15 protein-coding genes are annotated in these 17,777 nt (G+C 43.0%); 9 read left to right on the top strand and 6 right to left on the bottom strand.

Annotated elements, in window-relative coordinates; all coding sequences use genetic code 11:
* The first annotated feature begins 36 nt into the window (after window positions 1–36).
* The 3 genes from K6T22_RS16075 (at window position 37) to K6T22_RS16065 (ending at window position 2,583) form a co-directional block, all read left to right on the top strand.
* Window positions 37–1,095: an LLM class flavin-dependent oxidoreductase gene (locus K6T22_RS16075; protein ID WP_238238254.1), complete on the top strand. Its 1,059-nt coding sequence runs from the start codon at window positions 37–39 to the stop codon at window positions 1,093–1,095.
* Window positions 1,092–2,039, top strand: a complete 948-nt coding sequence (locus K6T22_RS16070) for an ATP-grasp domain-containing protein (protein WP_238238252.1) — start codon at window positions 1,092–1,094, stop codon at window positions 2,037–2,039. The genes K6T22_RS16075 and K6T22_RS16070 overlap by 4 nt, the downstream gene beginning before the upstream one ends.
* Before the next feature lie 76 nt (window positions 2,040–2,115).
* The gene (locus tag K6T22_RS16065; RefSeq protein WP_023469781.1) at window positions 2,116–2,583 is read left to right on the top strand and encodes an SRPBCC family protein; all 468 of its coding nucleotides are present in this window, start codon (window positions 2,116–2,118) and stop codon (window positions 2,581–2,583) included.
* Window positions 2,584–2,809: 226 nt separating this feature from the next.
* On the opposite strand, the gene K6T22_RS16060 is transcribed toward K6T22_RS16065, so the two are convergent.
* Both K6T22_RS16060 and K6T22_RS16055 read right to left on the bottom strand, forming a co-directional pair.
* Window positions 2,810–3,190, bottom strand: coding sequence for an NUDIX domain-containing protein (locus K6T22_RS16060; RefSeq protein ID WP_238238250.1), 381 nt, complete (start codon window positions 3,188–3,190; stop codon window positions 2,810–2,812).
* 65 nt (window positions 3,191–3,255) lie between these two features.
* Entirely contained in the window at window positions 3,256–4,878 is a 1,623-nt protein-coding gene (locus K6T22_RS16055) for an ABC-F family ATP-binding cassette domain-containing protein (protein WP_050678786.1), read from the bottom strand.
* A 299-nt stretch (window positions 4,879–5,177) separates the two neighbouring features.
* Here K6T22_RS16055 and K6T22_RS16050 point away from each other — a divergent pair, with 299 nt between their 5' ends.
* From K6T22_RS16050 to K6T22_RS16035, 4 genes are all read left to right on the top strand, one after another.
* Window positions 5,178–6,047, top strand: coding sequence for a prohibitin family protein (locus K6T22_RS16050; RefSeq protein WP_238238248.1), 870 nt, complete (start codon window positions 5,178–5,180; stop codon window positions 6,045–6,047).
* Window positions 6,048–6,278: 231 nt separating this feature from the next.
* Window positions 6,279–7,997, top strand: coding sequence for a hypothetical protein (locus K6T22_RS16045; RefSeq protein WP_238238247.1), 1,719 nt, complete (start codon window positions 6,279–6,281; stop codon window positions 7,995–7,997).
* 16 nt (window positions 7,998–8,013) lie between these two features.
* Window positions 8,014–8,706 carry a WxL domain-containing protein gene (locus tag K6T22_RS16040; protein ID WP_238238245.1) on the top strand — a complete coding sequence of 231 codons (693 nt, stop codon included), beginning with the start codon at window positions 8,014–8,016 and terminating at the stop codon, window positions 8,704–8,706.
* Between the two features lie 23 nt (window positions 8,707–8,729).
* Window positions 8,730–9,749: a WxLIP family cell surface protein gene (locus K6T22_RS16035; RefSeq protein ID WP_238238244.1), complete on the top strand. Its 1,020-nt coding sequence runs from the start codon at window positions 8,730–8,732 to the stop codon at window positions 9,747–9,749.
* 39 nt (window positions 9,750–9,788) lie between these two features.
* Here the strand turns inward: K6T22_RS16035 and pepT are convergent, their stop codons facing one another.
* Window positions 9,789–11,024, bottom strand: coding sequence for a peptidase T (gene pepT, locus K6T22_RS16030; RefSeq protein ID WP_238238243.1), 1,236 nt, complete (start codon window positions 11,022–11,024; stop codon window positions 9,789–9,791).
* Window positions 11,025–11,132: 108 nt separating this feature from the next.
* On the opposite strand from pepT, the gene K6T22_RS16025 reads away from it, so the two are divergent.
* Window positions 11,133–12,131: a zinc-binding dehydrogenase gene (locus tag K6T22_RS16025; RefSeq protein ID WP_238238242.1), complete on the top strand. Its 999-nt coding sequence runs from the start codon at window positions 11,133–11,135 to the stop codon at window positions 12,129–12,131.
* Window positions 12,132–12,215: 84 nt separating this feature from the next.
* On the opposite strand, the gene K6T22_RS16020 is transcribed toward K6T22_RS16025, so the two are convergent.
* A complete protein-coding gene (locus K6T22_RS16020) occupies window positions 12,216–13,400 on the bottom strand; it encodes a class I SAM-dependent rRNA methyltransferase (protein WP_238238241.1) in 1,185 nt (394 codons plus the stop codon).
* 179 nt (window positions 13,401–13,579) lie between these two features.
* Here K6T22_RS16020 and mutT point away from each other — a divergent pair, with 179 nt between their 5' ends.
* Entirely contained in the window at window positions 13,580–13,984 is a 405-nt protein-coding gene (mutT, locus tag K6T22_RS16015) for an 8-oxo-dGTP diphosphatase MutT (protein WP_238238240.1), read from the top strand.
* Here mutT and K6T22_RS16010 read toward each other — a convergent pair.
* Both K6T22_RS16010 and K6T22_RS16005 read right to left on the bottom strand, forming a co-directional pair.
* Window positions 13,959–17,123 carry a DEAD/DEAH box helicase gene (locus K6T22_RS16010; RefSeq protein WP_238238239.1) on the bottom strand — a complete coding sequence of 1,055 codons (3,165 nt, stop codon included), beginning with the start codon at window positions 17,121–17,123 and terminating at the stop codon, window positions 13,959–13,961. The two genes, mutT and K6T22_RS16010, sit on opposite strands and share 26 nt — an antisense overlap.
* 127 nt (window positions 17,124–17,250) lie before the next feature.
* Window positions 17,251–17,703: an OsmC family protein gene (locus K6T22_RS16005; protein ID WP_238240140.1), complete on the bottom strand. Its 453-nt coding sequence runs from the start codon at window positions 17,701–17,703 to the stop codon at window positions 17,251–17,253.
* Window positions 17,704–17,777: the final 74 nt, after the last annotated feature.

Here is a 17,777-nt window from a genome sequence, read left to right as displayed (position 1 = left end):
AAAGGGCGTTTTTTTTATGATAAGGGGGATGATGGAGTGGAGTATGGTTTTTGGTTACCGATTTTTGGAGGATGGTTACGGAATGTCGAGGATGAACAGATGCCGGCGACATTCGATTATGCAAAACAAGTCGCACAAACAGCAGAACGCATTAACTTCTCGACGACATTGATCGCGGAATTGAACTTAAACGATATCAAAGGAATCAAGGAACCGAGTCTTGAGGCATGGACGACGGCAGCAGCGATTGCCGCAACGACAGAACGCCTTGAGATCATGACAGCAGTTCGTCCCGGGTTCCATAATCCGGCGACGACAGCGAAGATGGCAGCAAACATCGATCAGTTAAGCGGAGGACGTTTTACGCTCAACGTCGTCTCAGCCTGGTGGGCAGAGGAAGCGAAACAGTATAACGGTATCTTTACGGCGCACGATGAACGCTATGCTCGGACGGAAGAGTTCGTCACGGTCATGAAAGGACTATGGGCAGATGCGTCACCGTATAGTTTCTCAGGCAATCACTACACGATCGAGCAGGCAGAATTGCATCCGAAGCCAGTCCAGCGTCCAGGCATCAAGCTCTACGCCGGTGGAGAGAGTGAAGCTGGAAAACGAACGATCGTCGAACACTGTGATGCTTATGTCATGCATGGAGGCACCACGGAAGAAGTCGCTCACAAAATCAACGACATGAAAGTACGTCGGGAAGCAACGGGACAAGCTCCACTCGAAAGCTTCGGTCTTGCGGCTTATATCATTTGCCGAGATACGGAAGAAGAAGCGCTTCTAGAGTGGCAACGGATTACGGATGTAAAAGAAGATAGCGCCGGTTATGCCGGTTATCAGGATTTCATCAGTAAATCGCAACTGGAACAACAGGTCGAACGAAATGATTATTCCGTCTCGAACCGTGGTCTAAGACCGAACTTGATCGGAACACCAGAACAGATCGCAGAACGCATTCTAGCGTTCGAAGCCGTTGGTGTCACGTTACTCTTATTACAATTCTCACCACAACTCGAAGAAATGGAACGCTTTGCTCGTGACGTAATGCCACTGGTCGAAGCAAAACGAAAGGTAGGTCAACAATCATGACAAAAATTCATATTCTCCACGAAAACCAGGAATGGACGGATCATCTCATCAAACGTCTCGAAGAACTTGAATTACCATATGAACAGTGGCACTTGAATGAAGGAGTCGTTCCACTCGATGAAGTACCACCGGAAGGCGTTTTTTACAGCCGGATGAGTGCCTCTTCGCATACACGTGGTCACCGCTATGCACCGGAGTTGACGGAAGGTGTCCTTGCTTGGTTAGAAGAACACGACCGGACCGTCTTTAACGGAACGCGTGCACTCCGCCTTGAAGTCAGCAAAGTCAATCAGTATACAGCACTACGTAAAGCAGGAATTCGTGTACCGAAGACGACGGCTGCAGTCGGACGCGACCAAATTGTACAAGCGGCAAAAGAGATCGGCGTTTCGTCGTTCATCACGAAACATAACCGTGCTGGGAAAGGACTCGGCGTTCAACTGTTCCATTCAATCGAAGCGCTTGAAGCCTACCTCGATGGTCCGACATTTGACGAACCGGTTGATGGCATCACGTTGATTCAAGAGTACATCCAAGCACCAGAACCATACATCACGCGCTGTGAGTTCGTTGGTGGGAAATTCGTTTATGCAGTCCAAGTCGATACGTCAGAAGGTTTTGAGCTCTGCCCAGCGGATGCGTGTGTAATTGACGACTTGTTCTGCCCAGTTGGGGAAGAAGCACCGCAAACACCGATGAAGTTCCAAATCGTTGAAGGTTTCAATGATCCAATCATTGAAAAGTACGAAGCGTTCCTCCAAGCGAACCAAATCGCGGTCGCCGGAATCGAGTTTATCAAGGATGCGTCAGGTACAATCTATACGTATGACGTCAATACGAATACGAACTACAACTCGGACGCTGAAGCAGCTGCAGGACGCTACGGTATGCTCGAACTGGCGAAGTTCCTTGGAGCAGCACTTGAAACAAGCACAGTAAAATAAGAATCTGCTCCCGCCCTGTCACCGGACGTTACAAGACCGGACGACAGGGTATTTCTATAGAAAAGGGGGCGGATCTATGATTACGTGGAGAGAAGAACGACAGCTCGATATTCCGATTGAGGAAGCATGGCACTTGTTTGATCACACGCGATTGCAGCGTTTGATTCCAAACGTCGTCCAGCACGAGGTAATCGAACGAAAACCGGGTGTGGTCGGTTCGACGTATCGTCAAACGTACATGCAGGGTAACCGACTTGAAACCTATATCGTGACCGACTTAGCTTATACGAACGAACCCGACTTCAAACAAAATACGATTGGATTTACATTGGCTAAAATATTCAAGATCGAGATGACCTTTACGCTCAAACCAATCGACCATGATCGTTGTCTATTGATCTATACGGGAAAAAACGAGGGAGCGAACTTTGTTGGAAAGAGTTTGTTGTCTCTCGGAGGTGAACGAGAGAATGAGAAAATCGTTCATGGGTTGTTGCAGCGTGTCGAAGAAGAAGCGGCAAAACAAAAGAAGAACAACGCATGAAAAAACGGATTCCCGAGCCTGGGAATCCGTTTTTTCATATCTTATCGATTCGTATACGATTTGTAACCACTCGGTAAAACGGATAGGCAGTTGAAACCTTGATAACGTTTCCGTTTTCTATCGCTGGATCGAGCGATTTTGGATTATCAAAAAACTTAGTTACCGACTACTATTTTTAGGTATAAATATAGTTATTAAATTTTCGTTTAATTCAAAGATTATATCGTTACGATAGTAGGCGCAAATGGGAAATCTGAGGATCATTTTGCATCTCATTCAGTGGTCGAAACCGAACAGCTCGTAATTCTTGTTGATCAAGCGATAATTCAGGATCGATCCCGAGTCGAGGTTCAGGACTACCTAAGACACGGCGAACGAGAAAACATGTTTCCGTCCCTTGATCAATTGAAATCTCATAAAGTTTTTGTTCGACCGTGACGTGAAGATGCGTCTCTTCTAATACTTCGCGCACGACGGCTTCTTCTTTTGTTTCTCCGTTTTCGACACCACCACCGGGTAACGTCCAGAATGTTCGAGAAGGGGTGTGTAACTCGACCATCAATATCTGTTCCTCTTCGATCAGTGCAGCACATACGCGATGACGCATGACTCATTCCTCCTCCACCGTGTTCAAAAAAGAGACCGAAACGACAGTTCCGGTCTCTTTTAAAATCATTGTGCGTATAACGCTGTTAATTGCTGTTGGATTGTATCATTGTTCAAGTACTCATCGTATGTCGTTTCTTTATCGACGATACCGTTTGGCGTCAACTCGATGATGCGGTTCGCGATCGTTTCGACGAACTGATGGTCATGCGAGCTGAAGAGCATTGCGCCTTTATAAGCGATCAATCCATCGTTGAGTGCTGTGATCGATTCAAGATCCAAGTGGTTCGTTGGATCATCGAGCACGAGGACGTTAGCACCGCTGAGCATTGCTTTTGAAAGCATACAACGGACTTTTTCGCCCCCAGATAAGACAGATGCCTTCTTCATGACTTCTTCTCCTGAGAAAAGCATCCGACCGAGGAATCCACGGAGGAACGTATCGCTCTCATCTGCCGGTGAATACTGACGGAGCCAATCGAGGATCGTCTTATCCGAGCCTTCGAAGAATTCCGAGTTATCTTTTGGCAAGTAAGACTGGGAAGTCGTGACGCCCCATTTGAACGTACCGCTATCCGGCTCCATCTCACCCATGAGGATTTTGAACAGTGTCGTGATCGCGATATCGCTCTGGCTGATGAACGCGACTTTATCCGTCTTGTTCAACGAGAAGCGGACGTTATCGAGGACTTTGACGCCATCGATCGTCTTCGAGATTCCATCGACCATCAAGAGGTCATTTCCGATTTCACGTTCTGGCGTAAAACCGACGAACGGATAACGGCGTGAAGATGGACGAATGTCGTCGAGTGTAATTTTATCAAGCAACTTCTTCCGTGACGTTGCTTGTTTCGCTTTCGAAGCGTTCGAGCTGAAACGTGCGATGAAGGCCTGCAATTCTTTGATTTTCTCTTCTTTTTTCTTATTTTGATCATTTGCCATACGGGAAGCAAGCTGGCTTGACTCGTACCAGAAATCGTAGTTTCCGATATAAAGCTGAATCTTACCGTAATCGAGATCTGCCATGTGCGTACAGACGTTGTTCAAGAAGTGACGGTCATGGGAAATGACGATGACCGTGTTCTCGAATCCGATTAAGAATTCTTCGAGCCATTTGACAGCTTTCAAATCGAGTCCGTTCGTCGGCTCATCGAGTAAGAGAATGTCTGGTTTACCGAATAACGCTTGGGCAAGCAAGACTTTGACCTTTTCCGATCCAGTCAACTCTGCCATCGTCTTCGAATGCAGGTTTTCTTTGATGCCGAGTCCTTGAAGAAGCATGGCAGCTTCCGACTCCGCTTCCCAACCGTTCATTTCAGCGAATTCACCTTCGAGCTCAGCAGCACGCATGCCGTCCTCGTCTGAGAAATCTTCTTTCATATAGATAGCATCTTTTTCTTTCATGACTTCATACAGACGCTTATGTCCCATCATGACCGCTTCGATGACTTGGAATTCTTCGTATTCGTAATGGTTCTGACGGAGAACGCCTAAACGTTCGCCTGGTGTGATAATGACATCGCCTTGTTGTGCTTCGATGTCACCAGCGAGAATTTTCAGGAATGTCGACTTACCGGCACCGTTCGCACCGATTAGACCATAACAGTTACCTGGTGTGAACTTGATGTTGACGTCTTCGAATAATTTGCGGTCCGCAAAGCGAAGACCGACGTTTTGTACTGTAATCATATAGAGATGAACCCTCGTTTCTAGTAAGTGATGTGCTCATTCGAGTGTACCACAAATTGTGATCTGTCGTAGAGCAGGCAAAGTTCCCTCCATATTAGGACAGAAATTAAAAATAAGCAACCAGACATTTAAAAAAATGAAACATTTTCCAAATGGATACGTAGAAGAAGGTAAGGAATTCGTTAGAGGAGGGGTTAGATGGCTATCTTTTTCACTGTATTATTTTTCGCCCTCATCGTTTTGCTTGGCATGGAACTCTACCGCTATATCCAAGAAAAAATCGATAAAGGAGATTCAGAATGAGAGAAATTAAACCAAAGAAAAAAATTCGCCCATCGATGATCATCGCTGGTGTACTTGTATTAGCATTGCTCGCAACGACGCCATTTATCGTCGAACAAATCGAACCCGGGCAGGTCGGTGTCGTCTATACACCATCAAGTGGTGTCAAAGATGAGACGCTTTCGCAAGGCTGGCACGTCGTTTCACCGATCACACGTGTGACAGAGTATCCAATTCGGACACAGACAAAAGCGCTTGAAAACATGACGCTTGCAACGAAAGACGGGAAGAACATCGTCGTTGACTTTACATACAGCTTCTCTGTCTCACCGGATAAGGTAACGAAAGTCTTCAACAAGTTCGGACCGATCGAAATCGATGAGATCGCAAAAGGTTATCTGAAACAACGTCTCTATGATGCATCGCGTGAGCAAATCTCGAAAGTTACGGTCCTTGAACTGTTTGGTGAGAAATCAGGAAACGTCTCGACGAGCATTCAGACGCAGTTTGCGGAAGACGTCAAAGAGATTGGTTTCATCATTGAAGACGTCGCACTCGGCGCACCAAAACCAGATGAAAAGACACAGGAAGCGATCGATGCACGTGTCAAAGCGTCACAAGAACTCGATAAAAAGAAAACGGATCTTGAAATTGCTAAAGCAGAAGCGGAACGTTTACGCGTCGAAGCCAAAGGAGCAGCAGATGCTCGGCTGATCGAAGCACAAGGTTTGGCAAAAGCTCAAAAAGAATTACAGAAGACGTTGACCGAAGAGATGATTCAATACGAAGCCGTCAAGAAGTGGGACGGAAAGTCACCACTCGTCAGTGGATCGGGTAGTATGGTTCAATTACCGATTCCAGACAGTACGACAGAAGAAAAGAATTAAACCCGATGTGCTTGGAAACAAGCACATTTTTTTATTTTGTAATAATAAATCAAATGAATTAACAGTTTAATGGAACTAATTTTTAGTATATCAGTAAATAAAGATTAATTTTATATCTTTTAACTACCAAATTAATGGTTTAATTCCCTTATTTAGAAGGGAAAAGATGTGAAGAAAAGTCATTTAGATCAACTAGGTCAATGAATTGTTGCAATTGAAGGGGGAATTTTATTGTATCGAAATCGATCACCAAATATTTTTATTATCTTAATGTTCTTACTGGCAACAAGCTTTCCAATTCCGCACAGTCATGCGACGACTAAGGAATTCGAAATTCCAGACCCTTTGACGTCATCGTTTTGTGAAGAGACGTTGAATGATTCAAAGAAAAAGGACTTGTTGGAAAAAGAGGAAATTGAAAAATGCGAAGAGCTCGTAGAAGTAGAGAAGACACCATCAAACGAGAGCGAAGACTCACTAACACCTGAGACATCCCCAACTGAGAGTGAAGATTCACCAACACCTGAGACATCCCCAACTGAGAGTGAAGATTCACCAACACCTGAGACATCCCCAACTGAGAGTGAAGATCCACCAACACCTGAGACATCCCCAACTGAGAGTGAAGATCCACCAACACCTGAGACATCCCCAACTGAGAGTGAAGATTCACCAACACTTGAGACATCCCCAACTGAGAGTGAAGATCCACCAACACCTGAGACATCCCCAACTGAGAGTGAAGATCCACCAACACCTGAGACATCCCCAACTGAGAGTGAAGATCCACCAACACCTGAGACATCCCCAACTGAGAGTGAAGATCCACCAACACCTGAGACATCCCCAACTGAGAGTGAAGATCCACCAACACCTGAGACATCCCCAACTGAGAGTGAAGATTCACCAACACCTGAGACATCCCCCACTGAGAATGAAGATCCACCGACATCTGAGACATCTCCAGATGAAAAGGACAATGAAGTTCCCGAGCAACCTGATTCTGAAGAAGAATCATCGAGCAAAATTGAAGAACCTACCTTAAAGCCGACTAAACCAAGACAAGAGAAGCAACAAGCGGTTGCACCGACGCTTGCTGGAGTAGCACTTCTTGGAACATCAAGCTTAGATGCTTCCTATAATGGAACGACTAAAACGATCACGTTAGAAAATACTGTTTCTGGATTGTTGAGCTTAAATTTATCAAGTGGGTATATTATTTTTCGACTACCACCAGAAGTGATACAAAGTATTGAAACGAGTTCCGTCAAACTGCAATATCGCTATAGTGGATTACTTGGGATTGGATCGCAAACGAGAGATGTGACAGCAATAATCGATCGAACAAATAACCAAATCTATGCAGATGTTAGCTCTTTATTAAAGCTATCTCTTCTAAGTAGCGATCGATTCACCTTATCTTTTAAAGTTGGAAATTTACCAGTCGGAGTCGATAAAGTCTACACATTTCGAAGTGTTTTAGCAGATGGGTTAGTTGATTTGAATGTTTTAAGTAGTGGTACGGCGGCAGCAACACTTGGAATCGGACCTACATTCAACTTAATCGTTCCGAGCATACTGGACTTTGGAAATCATGAGTTGACAGGACGTGAGAAAATCATCCCTCGCTTATCACCAATGACGATTTCTATTTCGCATGAAAATGCAACAGGTTACAACTGGAAGCTACAAGCAAGTCTCAGTCGTCCTTTGACGAGTACAGACAATGACGTGTTAAGCGATGTTCTTTATTTTAAGACAACTTCCAAAACCCAACTGTTACAAGCGACTGCTATTGAAATCGCAACAGGAACGATGTCGGCAAGCTTGAATCAGACACCATTAACCTACGCAGAAAACGAAGGCATTATTCTCGACTTAACTGGCAAATATCCAAAACCTTCATCGTATAGCGCAGACATTCAATGGAGTTTAATCAATGCACCATGAAAAGGAGAGAACAGAAATGAAGAAACGTTTCGCTGTTTCGACGGTATTGATGGGTACGGCTTTGGTTTTAGGAACAACCACTGCATGGGCGACGACTTCTACTGGCGAGTCGACGGCAAAAATCACGTTCACGACGAATGAAGCACCGGTCATCGTGGATCCAGATGATCGAGATCCGAATAATCCATACGAACCAGACAAAAACGGCGGAAATACACCTACAGGAAATACAGGCCCATTGACACTCGATTATGCGCCTAACTTTGATTTTGGATCAAACGAAATGCTTTCTAACAAAGCTGAGTTTAAGGCGACCGATCAAAAACCATTTCTCCAAGTAACGGATCGACGGGTCAATCGGACAGAATGGGAAGTAACCGTGAAGTTGGGAGACTTTATAGATGAAGGTGGAGCATCCTCGTTAGTAGGTTCGACGTTATCTATTGATGCCGGTACTGTTCAAACATTAGTGAATGTATCAGGATTCACGGCACCTACGACAGCAGACATAACATTGACACCAGGAAATGAAGGAGATGCGCAAACGATATTAACATCCCCAGAAGGAACGTTCTCAACTTGGCAAATTTACTGGAAAGGTAACGGTACCGATAATAATTACATCAAACTTAATGTACCCGTTAACGTTCAAGTGGAAGGAACACATACCGCGACACTGGACTGGACGCTTACGGATGTCGTGAATTGATTGGAAAGCAGGTGGAGATAAAGATGAAACGATGGGGAATCTGTTTTCTTGTGGCATTATTTTACGGGCTGCTCGCTTGGATAATACCATCTGCTAGCTTCGCGGAAGATCGCGTCAACTTTTCGATTGAAGCCGTTCCGAATGACTATCAAGTCGATTCGGGTGTCTCGTACTTTGATTTACGTATGACAGCGAAACAAAAAACGAATATTCAAGTTCGAATTTTCAATCATGGACCGGAGGATCATACGTTTTTGACATCAATCCGGAATGCGACGACGAACGATAATGGTTTGATTGTTTATGATCAAAAGAAACCTGTCCCGTTAGCTCCGACTTCCTTGACGGATCTCATCCAACCAAACACGAAATCAACGTTCATTAAAGGAGGCGAATCGAAAGTCGTTTCTTTACCACTTGAGATCGTGAACGATTTAGACGGTACCTTGTTAGCTGGTGTTCGGGTCGAGAAGAAACCAGAAAAAGAAACAGCTGAAAAAAATACAATCGGTATTCAAAATCGTCACTCTTACATCATCGGTTTGAAAGTTCGATCTTCGATTAAAGAACTGGCGCCCGAGATTACGTACGAAGGGGTAGAGGCAAAATCGTCTTTTTCTAGACCAACCGTCTTTGTTAAGCTAGCCAATCAGGTACCAACGATCAGTCAGCCAATGAAATTCGAAGCCGTCGTTACGCAAGGCAAAAAAGTCGTCGTTCGTAAAGAAACGGAGATTCGATTTGCCCCATCGATTTATATGAAAACACCAATCGAAACGACGGGAATTTTAGAACCGGGAACCTATCAAATTCGTATCCGTGTTGAGGGAGAAGAAAAGACATGGAAGTGGAAAGACAGCTTTAAGATCACGAAGCGTCAAGCAGACCAAATGAAAGAACAGATGCCTGAGCGAGAGATTGAGGAAAACTCCAACTCTTTCGTCGGCGAATGGTCGAAAGAACTCATGATTGCCTCGACGTTAATTATTTTCTTATTAATCGGCTACATTTACCGGCTAAAAAAACAACAGCGTCAGACATGAAAAAAAGCAGATTCTCAGCATTGAGAATCTGCTTTTTGATTAGCGCGAAGCTTGTTCGAAACCTTGAGCGATAGCAATGATGACTTGTGTTGCTTTCACCATGTTATCGACAGAGATAAATTCGAACTTTCCATGATAGTTCTCACCACCGGTAAAGATATTCGGTGTCGGAAGTCCCATGTACGAAAGTTGTGATCCATCTGTTCCACCACGAATCGGTTTAACGATTGGCGTAATATCAAGCGACTCCATCGCTGCATGAGCAATATCAACGATTTGCATGTGAGGCTCAATTTTTTCACGCATGTTGTAGTACTGATCGTGTAAATCGATTTCAACACTACCAGCACCATACTTTTTGTTCCACTCATCAACGAGGGCGGACAAGAAGTGTTTTCGTCCTTCGAATGCTTCACGATCAAAATCACGAATGATGTAATCGAGCGTCGTCTTTTCAACAGAACCGTCAAACGAAATCAGATGGAAGAACCCTTCAAAACCATCAGTAAATTCAGGAGACTCTTCTCCAGGAAGACGATCGTGGAACGCCATCGCGTGTTTCTGTGAATTGACCATCTTATCTTTTGCTGTTCCCGGATGAACATTCGTTCCGTGGAAGACGATTTTGGCAGCAGCCGCATTAAAACTTTCGTATTCCAGTTCACCAAGCGGACCACCATCGACCGTATAGGCATACGTTGCATCGAACGCTTCGACGTTGAAGTGATGCGGTCCACGACCAATCTCTTCGTCTGGTGTGAAGGCAACACGGATGCGACCATGCTTAATTTCCGGATGTGTGATTAAATGGTGCATCGCTGTCATGATTTCTGCGATACCAGCTTTATTATCGGCACCAAGTAACGTCGTCCCATCCGTCGTCATCAATGTATGACCGACATAGTTGTGTAATGCTGGAAAATCAGTTGGTGATAGAATCACGGATGGTACTTCACTTAACGTGATTGGATTTCCATCATATGCTTCCACGAGTTGCGGACGGACATTCGTGCCTGTGAAATCCGTTGCCGTGTCGAGGTGAGCGAGGAAACCGATTGTTGGGATGTCTGCGTCCGTGTTAGCGGATAATGTCGCCATGACATAACCATTGTCATCGACAGTGACTTCTTCCATGCCAATTGTTTTTAACTCCTCTACGAGCAATCGAGCCAGTGTCCATTGTCCTTCGGTCGTTGGAACAGTTGTGCTTTCATAGTTCGACTGTGTATCGACCTTTACGTATGTAGTTAGACGATCAATCAATTCTTGTTTCAAATCAAAAACGTCCCTTCTCGTCATAAGATATGTTCATCATAGCATGAACGCCTAATGTGAGAGAATTCTGAATCATGATAGACTAATGATGATAAGGGGGAATTTTTCATGAGAGCATTCGTAGTCGATCAGTACGGAAAAGACGCATCGCTTACAGAAAAAGACGTCACACCTGAAAAAGCGGGGAAGTACGAATTACGTATTCAAATCGAGGGGTCGAGCATCAATCCACTTGATACGAAGATGTTCTTCGGACATGTGGCGGCGGCTTCGACGACTGGAATTCTCCAGGGCGATGTAACGGGGAAAGTCATTGAAATCGGCGAGGGTGTGACGTCTTTTTCTATCGGCGATCGCATCGTTGCATTCGGCGGTGGACTTGGAACACGTGCCGGTGCGTTAGCAGAAGAAATGCTTGTGCCTGAAGAGATGGCGGTTTTACGACCGGAAGGGGTCTCGGCTGAAATTGCTGGTTGTTTACCGGTGATTGGATTGACCGCGATGGAGATTTTAAAAGAGCGAATCGCAATCCAACCCGGAATCCGTTTATATGTAGCAGGAGGAACGGGTGGAGTAGGACATCTTACCGTTCAACTCGCTCGTCATTATGGGTGTGACGTCACAGCGAGCGCCTCTTCTGACGAGAAGGCAGCTTGGCTAGAAGCGAAAGGGATTCGCGTTCATCGGTATAAGGAAGAATCAGCTGAAGCGTTACTCAAACGACTGGATCTGGATGGATTCGATGTCATCATTGATACAGTCGGTGGTGACCACTTACAAGAATCGTTCATACTCGCAAAAGAGCGGGGGCGCATCATTTCGATCGCGACACGGACGACACAAGATTTAACGATGATGCATAGTAAAGCATTATCACTTGAAGCTGTTTTCGTCGCACTTCCGTTGCTCAAAGGAAAAGTAGATGAGATGAAGCAACAGCAACATCATTTAGCGGAACTCTTGCAATTAGTCGAAGATGGCACAATCGAAATTCGAATTGAAGAACAGATTCCATATGAACTTGATGCTTTAAATGACATCTATCAACGATTTGATCAGACATCACATTTCGGTAAAGTGAGTGTGTATCCGACCTCTAAAAAATGATTCTTCATTCATTTTACATTTCCTGTTAAAAACATAAAAAATCCGTTACTGAATGTTTCAGTAGCGGATTTTTTAGATAATGTGTCATTTTCGTCGAACGAGAATACTTTTTAGGGCTAGTTGTGGCATAGAAGAAGGAGTTGGGAAATCTTTTTGCTCCGGTTGCTCCCAGACGACTTCGAATTTTTGGCGCAATTTATTAAAAGCTTGCTCCACAGCTTTTTTCAATTGTGCCGCATCAAGAGCAGGACTATCTGTCGTAATCGCAAGGAGTCCTCCACGATTCGTTAAATGAATGACTTTTTGGATCCAAAGGGCAAGATCCTGCTCTGTCCGAAACTGACGCGTCCGTGTATTGACTTGTACCGGTGGATGGAACAAGACGACATCAAAACGAGTCTTTTTATCTGCTTGTTCGATATAGTCAAACGCATCTTGGACTAAGATTGTCTGTTTTTCCGGAATAAAACTGTTCAACGCAAGATTATCTGTTGTTTTATTTCGACTGCGTGTCGAGAAATCAACACTCGTTGTTCGAGCAGCTTCACCATAAAGCGCAGCTACCGTTAGAGCTCCTGTATCAGAAAAGAGATTAAGTACGGTTTTTCGTTCGACAGAATCGAGAAGAATCCGGCGAAGTTCGCGTTGTGCAATATCAAAACCAGTCCGCATACCAGCATCTAAGTCATATTCATAGAGGACACCGTACTCTTGTGCGACTTCAGGGAAATCGCCTCGTTCCCCTTTTAAAAAGTCGTCGCCTTTAACAGGTTGAAGATCGACGAGGAAATCTCGTTTTTCATAAATACTTCTATAATTTAGTAGTGATTCAAGAGCCTCAAGTATTAGTGGACGGAATGTATAAATCCCCTCATTTTCGAATGTGATGAGGTAATGATGATCATAACAGTCAATCGTCAAACCACCAATACCGTCTCCGGCGCCGTTAAAGATACGGAAGGCTTCCGAATAGTCTTCAAAAAATTCGTTGCGTTTATCTAACGCTTTTTCGAATAGTTGTTTGAAGAAGGCGGCATCAATCGCTTCTTGCTCGTCCATAGAGAGAGTCCAACCGACACCTTTTTCCTGCTTGCCAAAATAGCCGGTCGCGAGGTATTCTTTATGTTCTGTCATCAGATGGAGCAGTCCGCCTGCATCTTTAACGTGCTGCAAAGATTCGAACATTTCCTTGCGTAATGCGGGATAACCACTTCGAATCGATTCAATCCATTCTGGTTTAACGACAATCGGATAGAGTTCACGGGACATGTTAGTTTCCTCATTTCTACTTGTGGATAAGTGCCATAAGTATACCATAAATGGGGTTATCCACATGTGGATAACTGGATATAAATAAAACCGTTATTCTTTGTGTGAGTAAAAGGAGTAACGGTTTTTGTTATGATAAGTAGAGATCATAAAATCTATACTGACTTGGAGTGAGAAAAATGAAAAAACATGTTCAAGTTGTGGGAGCCGTTATTCGAAACGACCTTAACGAAATATTATGTGCACTTCGTAGTAGCAAAATGTCATTACCAAACTTATGGGAGTTTCCAGGTGGGAAAATTGAGCTACATGAAACGCCTTCACAGTCTTTAGTGCGCGAGATCAATGAAGAATTAAAATGTAATATTAAGGTCAAACAATCAATCGAAAAAACGACTTACGAGTACGACGCAATTATTGTCACATTACATACATTTGAAGCTGAAATTGTAACAGGCGAGCCCATTGCCATAGAACATGCAGAGCTTCGCTGGGTGTCTGTTTCAGACCTTGATCAGCTTGAATGGGCTCCTGCCGATATTCCTGCAGTTGAGTACATTAAGAAAGAGTTTGCCACTCCTTAAACAATTCAATTGATAGTGGATAATGAAGTGACCAAGTCACACTAATCGGTTTAGAACCTGTACTTTGAAGATGCTTTAACTGGCCAAAGTATGTGAACGGCATCGTTTTTCCTTGTTCTTTATCTGCTTTACGCATAAACAAATGAATACGAATTCCTTCGCTCTCATGGTTTTGATATAAAGTACCCGCTTTACCTGTAGCAGTTGCATTACTTTGAGACTGCCAATGGAAACGATATTGATCTAAGAAATAATCGTTATATTTTAGTTGCTCATCAATGGTTTCATCTTTGTGTAAATTCACGAATAAAATGTAGTCGTCACCAGCTTGAGCTACGCCTTCACGCCAAGAACCTTCCTGACTTGGTGAACAGAGAAGACGTTGGATAACAGAACGATTGTATGTTTGATGTAATAGAAACGCCTGATCTTCGATCAACCAATTGATTCGATCTGGTAGTTGATGAAATGCAAGTAGACCTGCTTGGATAAAATGCATCATATATGAACGTAATTCAGTTGATTGTTGAAGTGCTTGGACGACTGTATTTGAAAAGCGATAGCGCTCTTCTGATACAGCATCTAGCAATTGAATACGATCATTTTTAAACGCAGTAGACCAGCGTTTAAAAAGATGATGAATAATTGGTCGCTTTGAAAAAGAGTGATTCGGTGATAAGGCGAATTCTTTGAAAACTTCTTGTTCAATATCTTGTACTGAAGCAGAAGGATGATGCAGTAAATGTTTTAAAATCAGTAAGCTGAAGGGCTCACGAATTGGAAATAGTCCTTCGAGCTGTTCAACAATTTTGCGTGTAGTGTCATCGAGCAATAAACGTAGTTCTTCATCGGTAGCATGTTTTTCAAGTTGTTTAAGACGTAATGTACTTCTCCATTGTTGAACAATACTTTCAATAGCTGGTGCGTCTTTATGCGTAACTAAATCATTTAAACTCGGAGGATTTCCGATCATGCGTGTCAGTCTTTGATAACTTTCACGGAGCTGTTTGCTAGCTGAAAACTCTATTTTTTTCATTTGTTCAATAATAAATCTTTCTGTAATTGAATCTAGAATGGCTAAAGATCCTTCCGGTAAAATCGGAAAATGCTGTTTTACAGCAGTAGCAATTTTATAACGATCAATAGAATGAAACGATTGTTGACCAGACAACACAAGTGGTGCAACAAAAGCCTTTTGACTATTTCCGATAAAATCTAAAATCGTAACAAATTCTTTTGAGCTATGTTTACGTAAGCCTCTCCCCAATTGTTGAATAAAAATAGTAGGAGACTCCGTTGGACGTAAAAATAGCATTAGATTGACTTTTGGAATATCGACTCCTTCGTTAAACAAGTCAACTGTAAAAATATATTGCAGTGGATCTTGATCGTCCTCTAGTCGGCGAATGGCCTCTTCGCGTTCATCTTCGGACTGTTTACTTGTAACAGCCATTGCTTCAATCTGATGTCGTTTAAATTCTTGCTCCATAAACTCTGCATGATTGATATTGACGCAGAATCCTAATCCAACAGCTTGATTACCACTGAACCCAAATTTACGAATCATTTCAACAATATAATCTGTTCGTGTTGAGCGTTCGAGTGCAACAACAAGATCTTGTTCTACATAAAAGCCATTTTGTTGAGGAATAAGAGAATAATCAATCGATTCATCATCTTGAATCCCAAAATAATGGAATGGTGAAAGTAAATCTTGTGCTAAGGCATCATACAGACGTACTTCGTAAGCAACATTATAGTCAACAAGCTGAAAGATATTTTGACCATCCATTCGTTCTGGTGTTGCCGTTACACCAAGTAAAAATTGAGGTGTAAAATAGTTAAGAATGCTTTGGTAAGAAGCAGATGAAGCGTGATGGAATTCATCAATAATGATGTAGTCAAACGTATCCTGTAAAAATTGATTAAGATGAACCTCTTTTGAAAGTGTTTGAACGGTAGCAAAGGTAAATTGTGCATCTTGAATTTGTTGTGATCCTGAATATCTACCAAATGTATAACTCTCATTTGAAAAAACTTGTCTAAATGTATGCTCAGCTTGTGATAGTAACTTTCCACGATGTGCAACAAATAATACTTTTTTAGCCTGGGCTTGACGTACATCAAATGCTGCTAAGTACGTTTTCCCTGTTCCTGTTGCCGCAATGACCATTGCTTTTGTTTCTTTTCGCTCGCGCAAACGATCCAGTTCTTCTAAAGCCGGAATCTGCATGAGGTTTGGTTCAATAACGGTGTAATCGACAGAGGGTTCGGCAATTGTATCGCGGATAGAAAATGATTTTATAGGTGGTGTTTCTTGTTGGTACTGTTCGTATTGAAGTAATAATTCTTCTGTACATATAGTCGCTTCTTGGCTGTTCCAAAGCTGTTCAAACAAGCTTTTCGCTTGAGTGACTAATGTTGTAACAGGTGTAGAAGGTATACGAATATTCCATTCCATACCATGTGTTAAAGCTGATTTTGATAAATTAGAGGAGCCAACAATAGCACTATCCAACTGATCAGGACGGGAAAATAAATATGCTTTCGGATGGAAGGCATGATTTTTTTTAATCGGTTCATAAATTTTCACTTCGATATTGCTGAATTCCATCAACTGTCGGATAGCCTTCGCTTCTGTAATATTCATATAAAATGAAGTCAAAATGCGGATTGGTTTGTTTTGAGCTTCTGCTTCTTTTAAGGCTGGGACAAGCGTCTGGATTCCAGAATGTCGTGTAAAACTCACCATCCAATCAGCAGCAGATGCTGTCCATAATTCTTGATTGATATGATGCAATAACTGTTCTTGTTCAAGTTGGCCAGGAGCAATGAGTTCCCAAGCACGCAAAGAATTTTTATATTGTGTAGGTAAAGCATGAGTTGTGCTAGTAGTGAGTTCACGATGAAGCGGCGAGTCGATCGGAGGTTGATTTAAATATAGGAGCCATTCATTGACCGTTTCAACCATTTGATCAGGTTTATCTTGTTTTTGTAAATAGTCTAAAGATTGATATAGTACTTGATTGAGATGTGTGAGTAATTCTGTTGTGTAATCATGTGCTGGTACAGAGACACTTGTTGTATCGGATTGTGAGTTAGTTTCAGTTGAAGAACGTAGTGTTTCATAATAAGACATGGTTATCCCCCGAATGATAGTAAATGGTATTCATAATGAGTAAATCATCAATAATATACCAATAAATAGATAAATAAAGTAAAAAAATCATCGTTTAACTAAAAAGTTAAACGATGATTTTTTTTTGTTAATTTGAGATTCGCTCCACAACAGCCTCAAGCGATACTTTGACATTACCAGCTAGTGCCCGCGTAATCATACACGAACCTTCCGCTTTTTCAGCGAGACGTTGCGCCTTCTCCAAATCACGATCCGACAAATCGGCTGGTAATAAGAGAGTAGGACGATGAATGATCGCATCGTACGTAAAGACACCGTTCGTGACATCGACGATCCCTTCAGATTCCATCGTTAACGAGACTTTTGGAATGTTACTACGCTCAAGCATCGCGGCAAGCGTGATGATATAACACGTAGCAGCAGCCCCGAGTAACATCTCGTCTGGATTCGTACCGACACCCGGACCATCCATGGCGTCCGGAATTGAAATTTTTGTTTTTAACTCACCCGTCTCGATCTGACCGACGTCGTTTCGATTACCCGGCCAGTCTGCGGTTAAATGAAAGTGGTGCTTCATGATCAATCGCCTCCATGCCTCCATCATACGAAGTTCAGCATGATTTTTCGCCTTTTCTGCTCATCTGCGTAGGAAGC

Origin of the sequence: Exiguobacterium acetylicum, from assembly GCF_022170825.1 — a bacterium.
Taxonomy (GTDB): Bacteria; Bacillota; Bacilli; order Exiguobacteriales; family Exiguobacteriaceae; genus Exiguobacterium_A; species Exiguobacterium_A acetylicum_B.
Note: the sequence above shows the minus strand (reverse complement) of the source record. Positions and strands in the feature narration are given on the sequence as shown.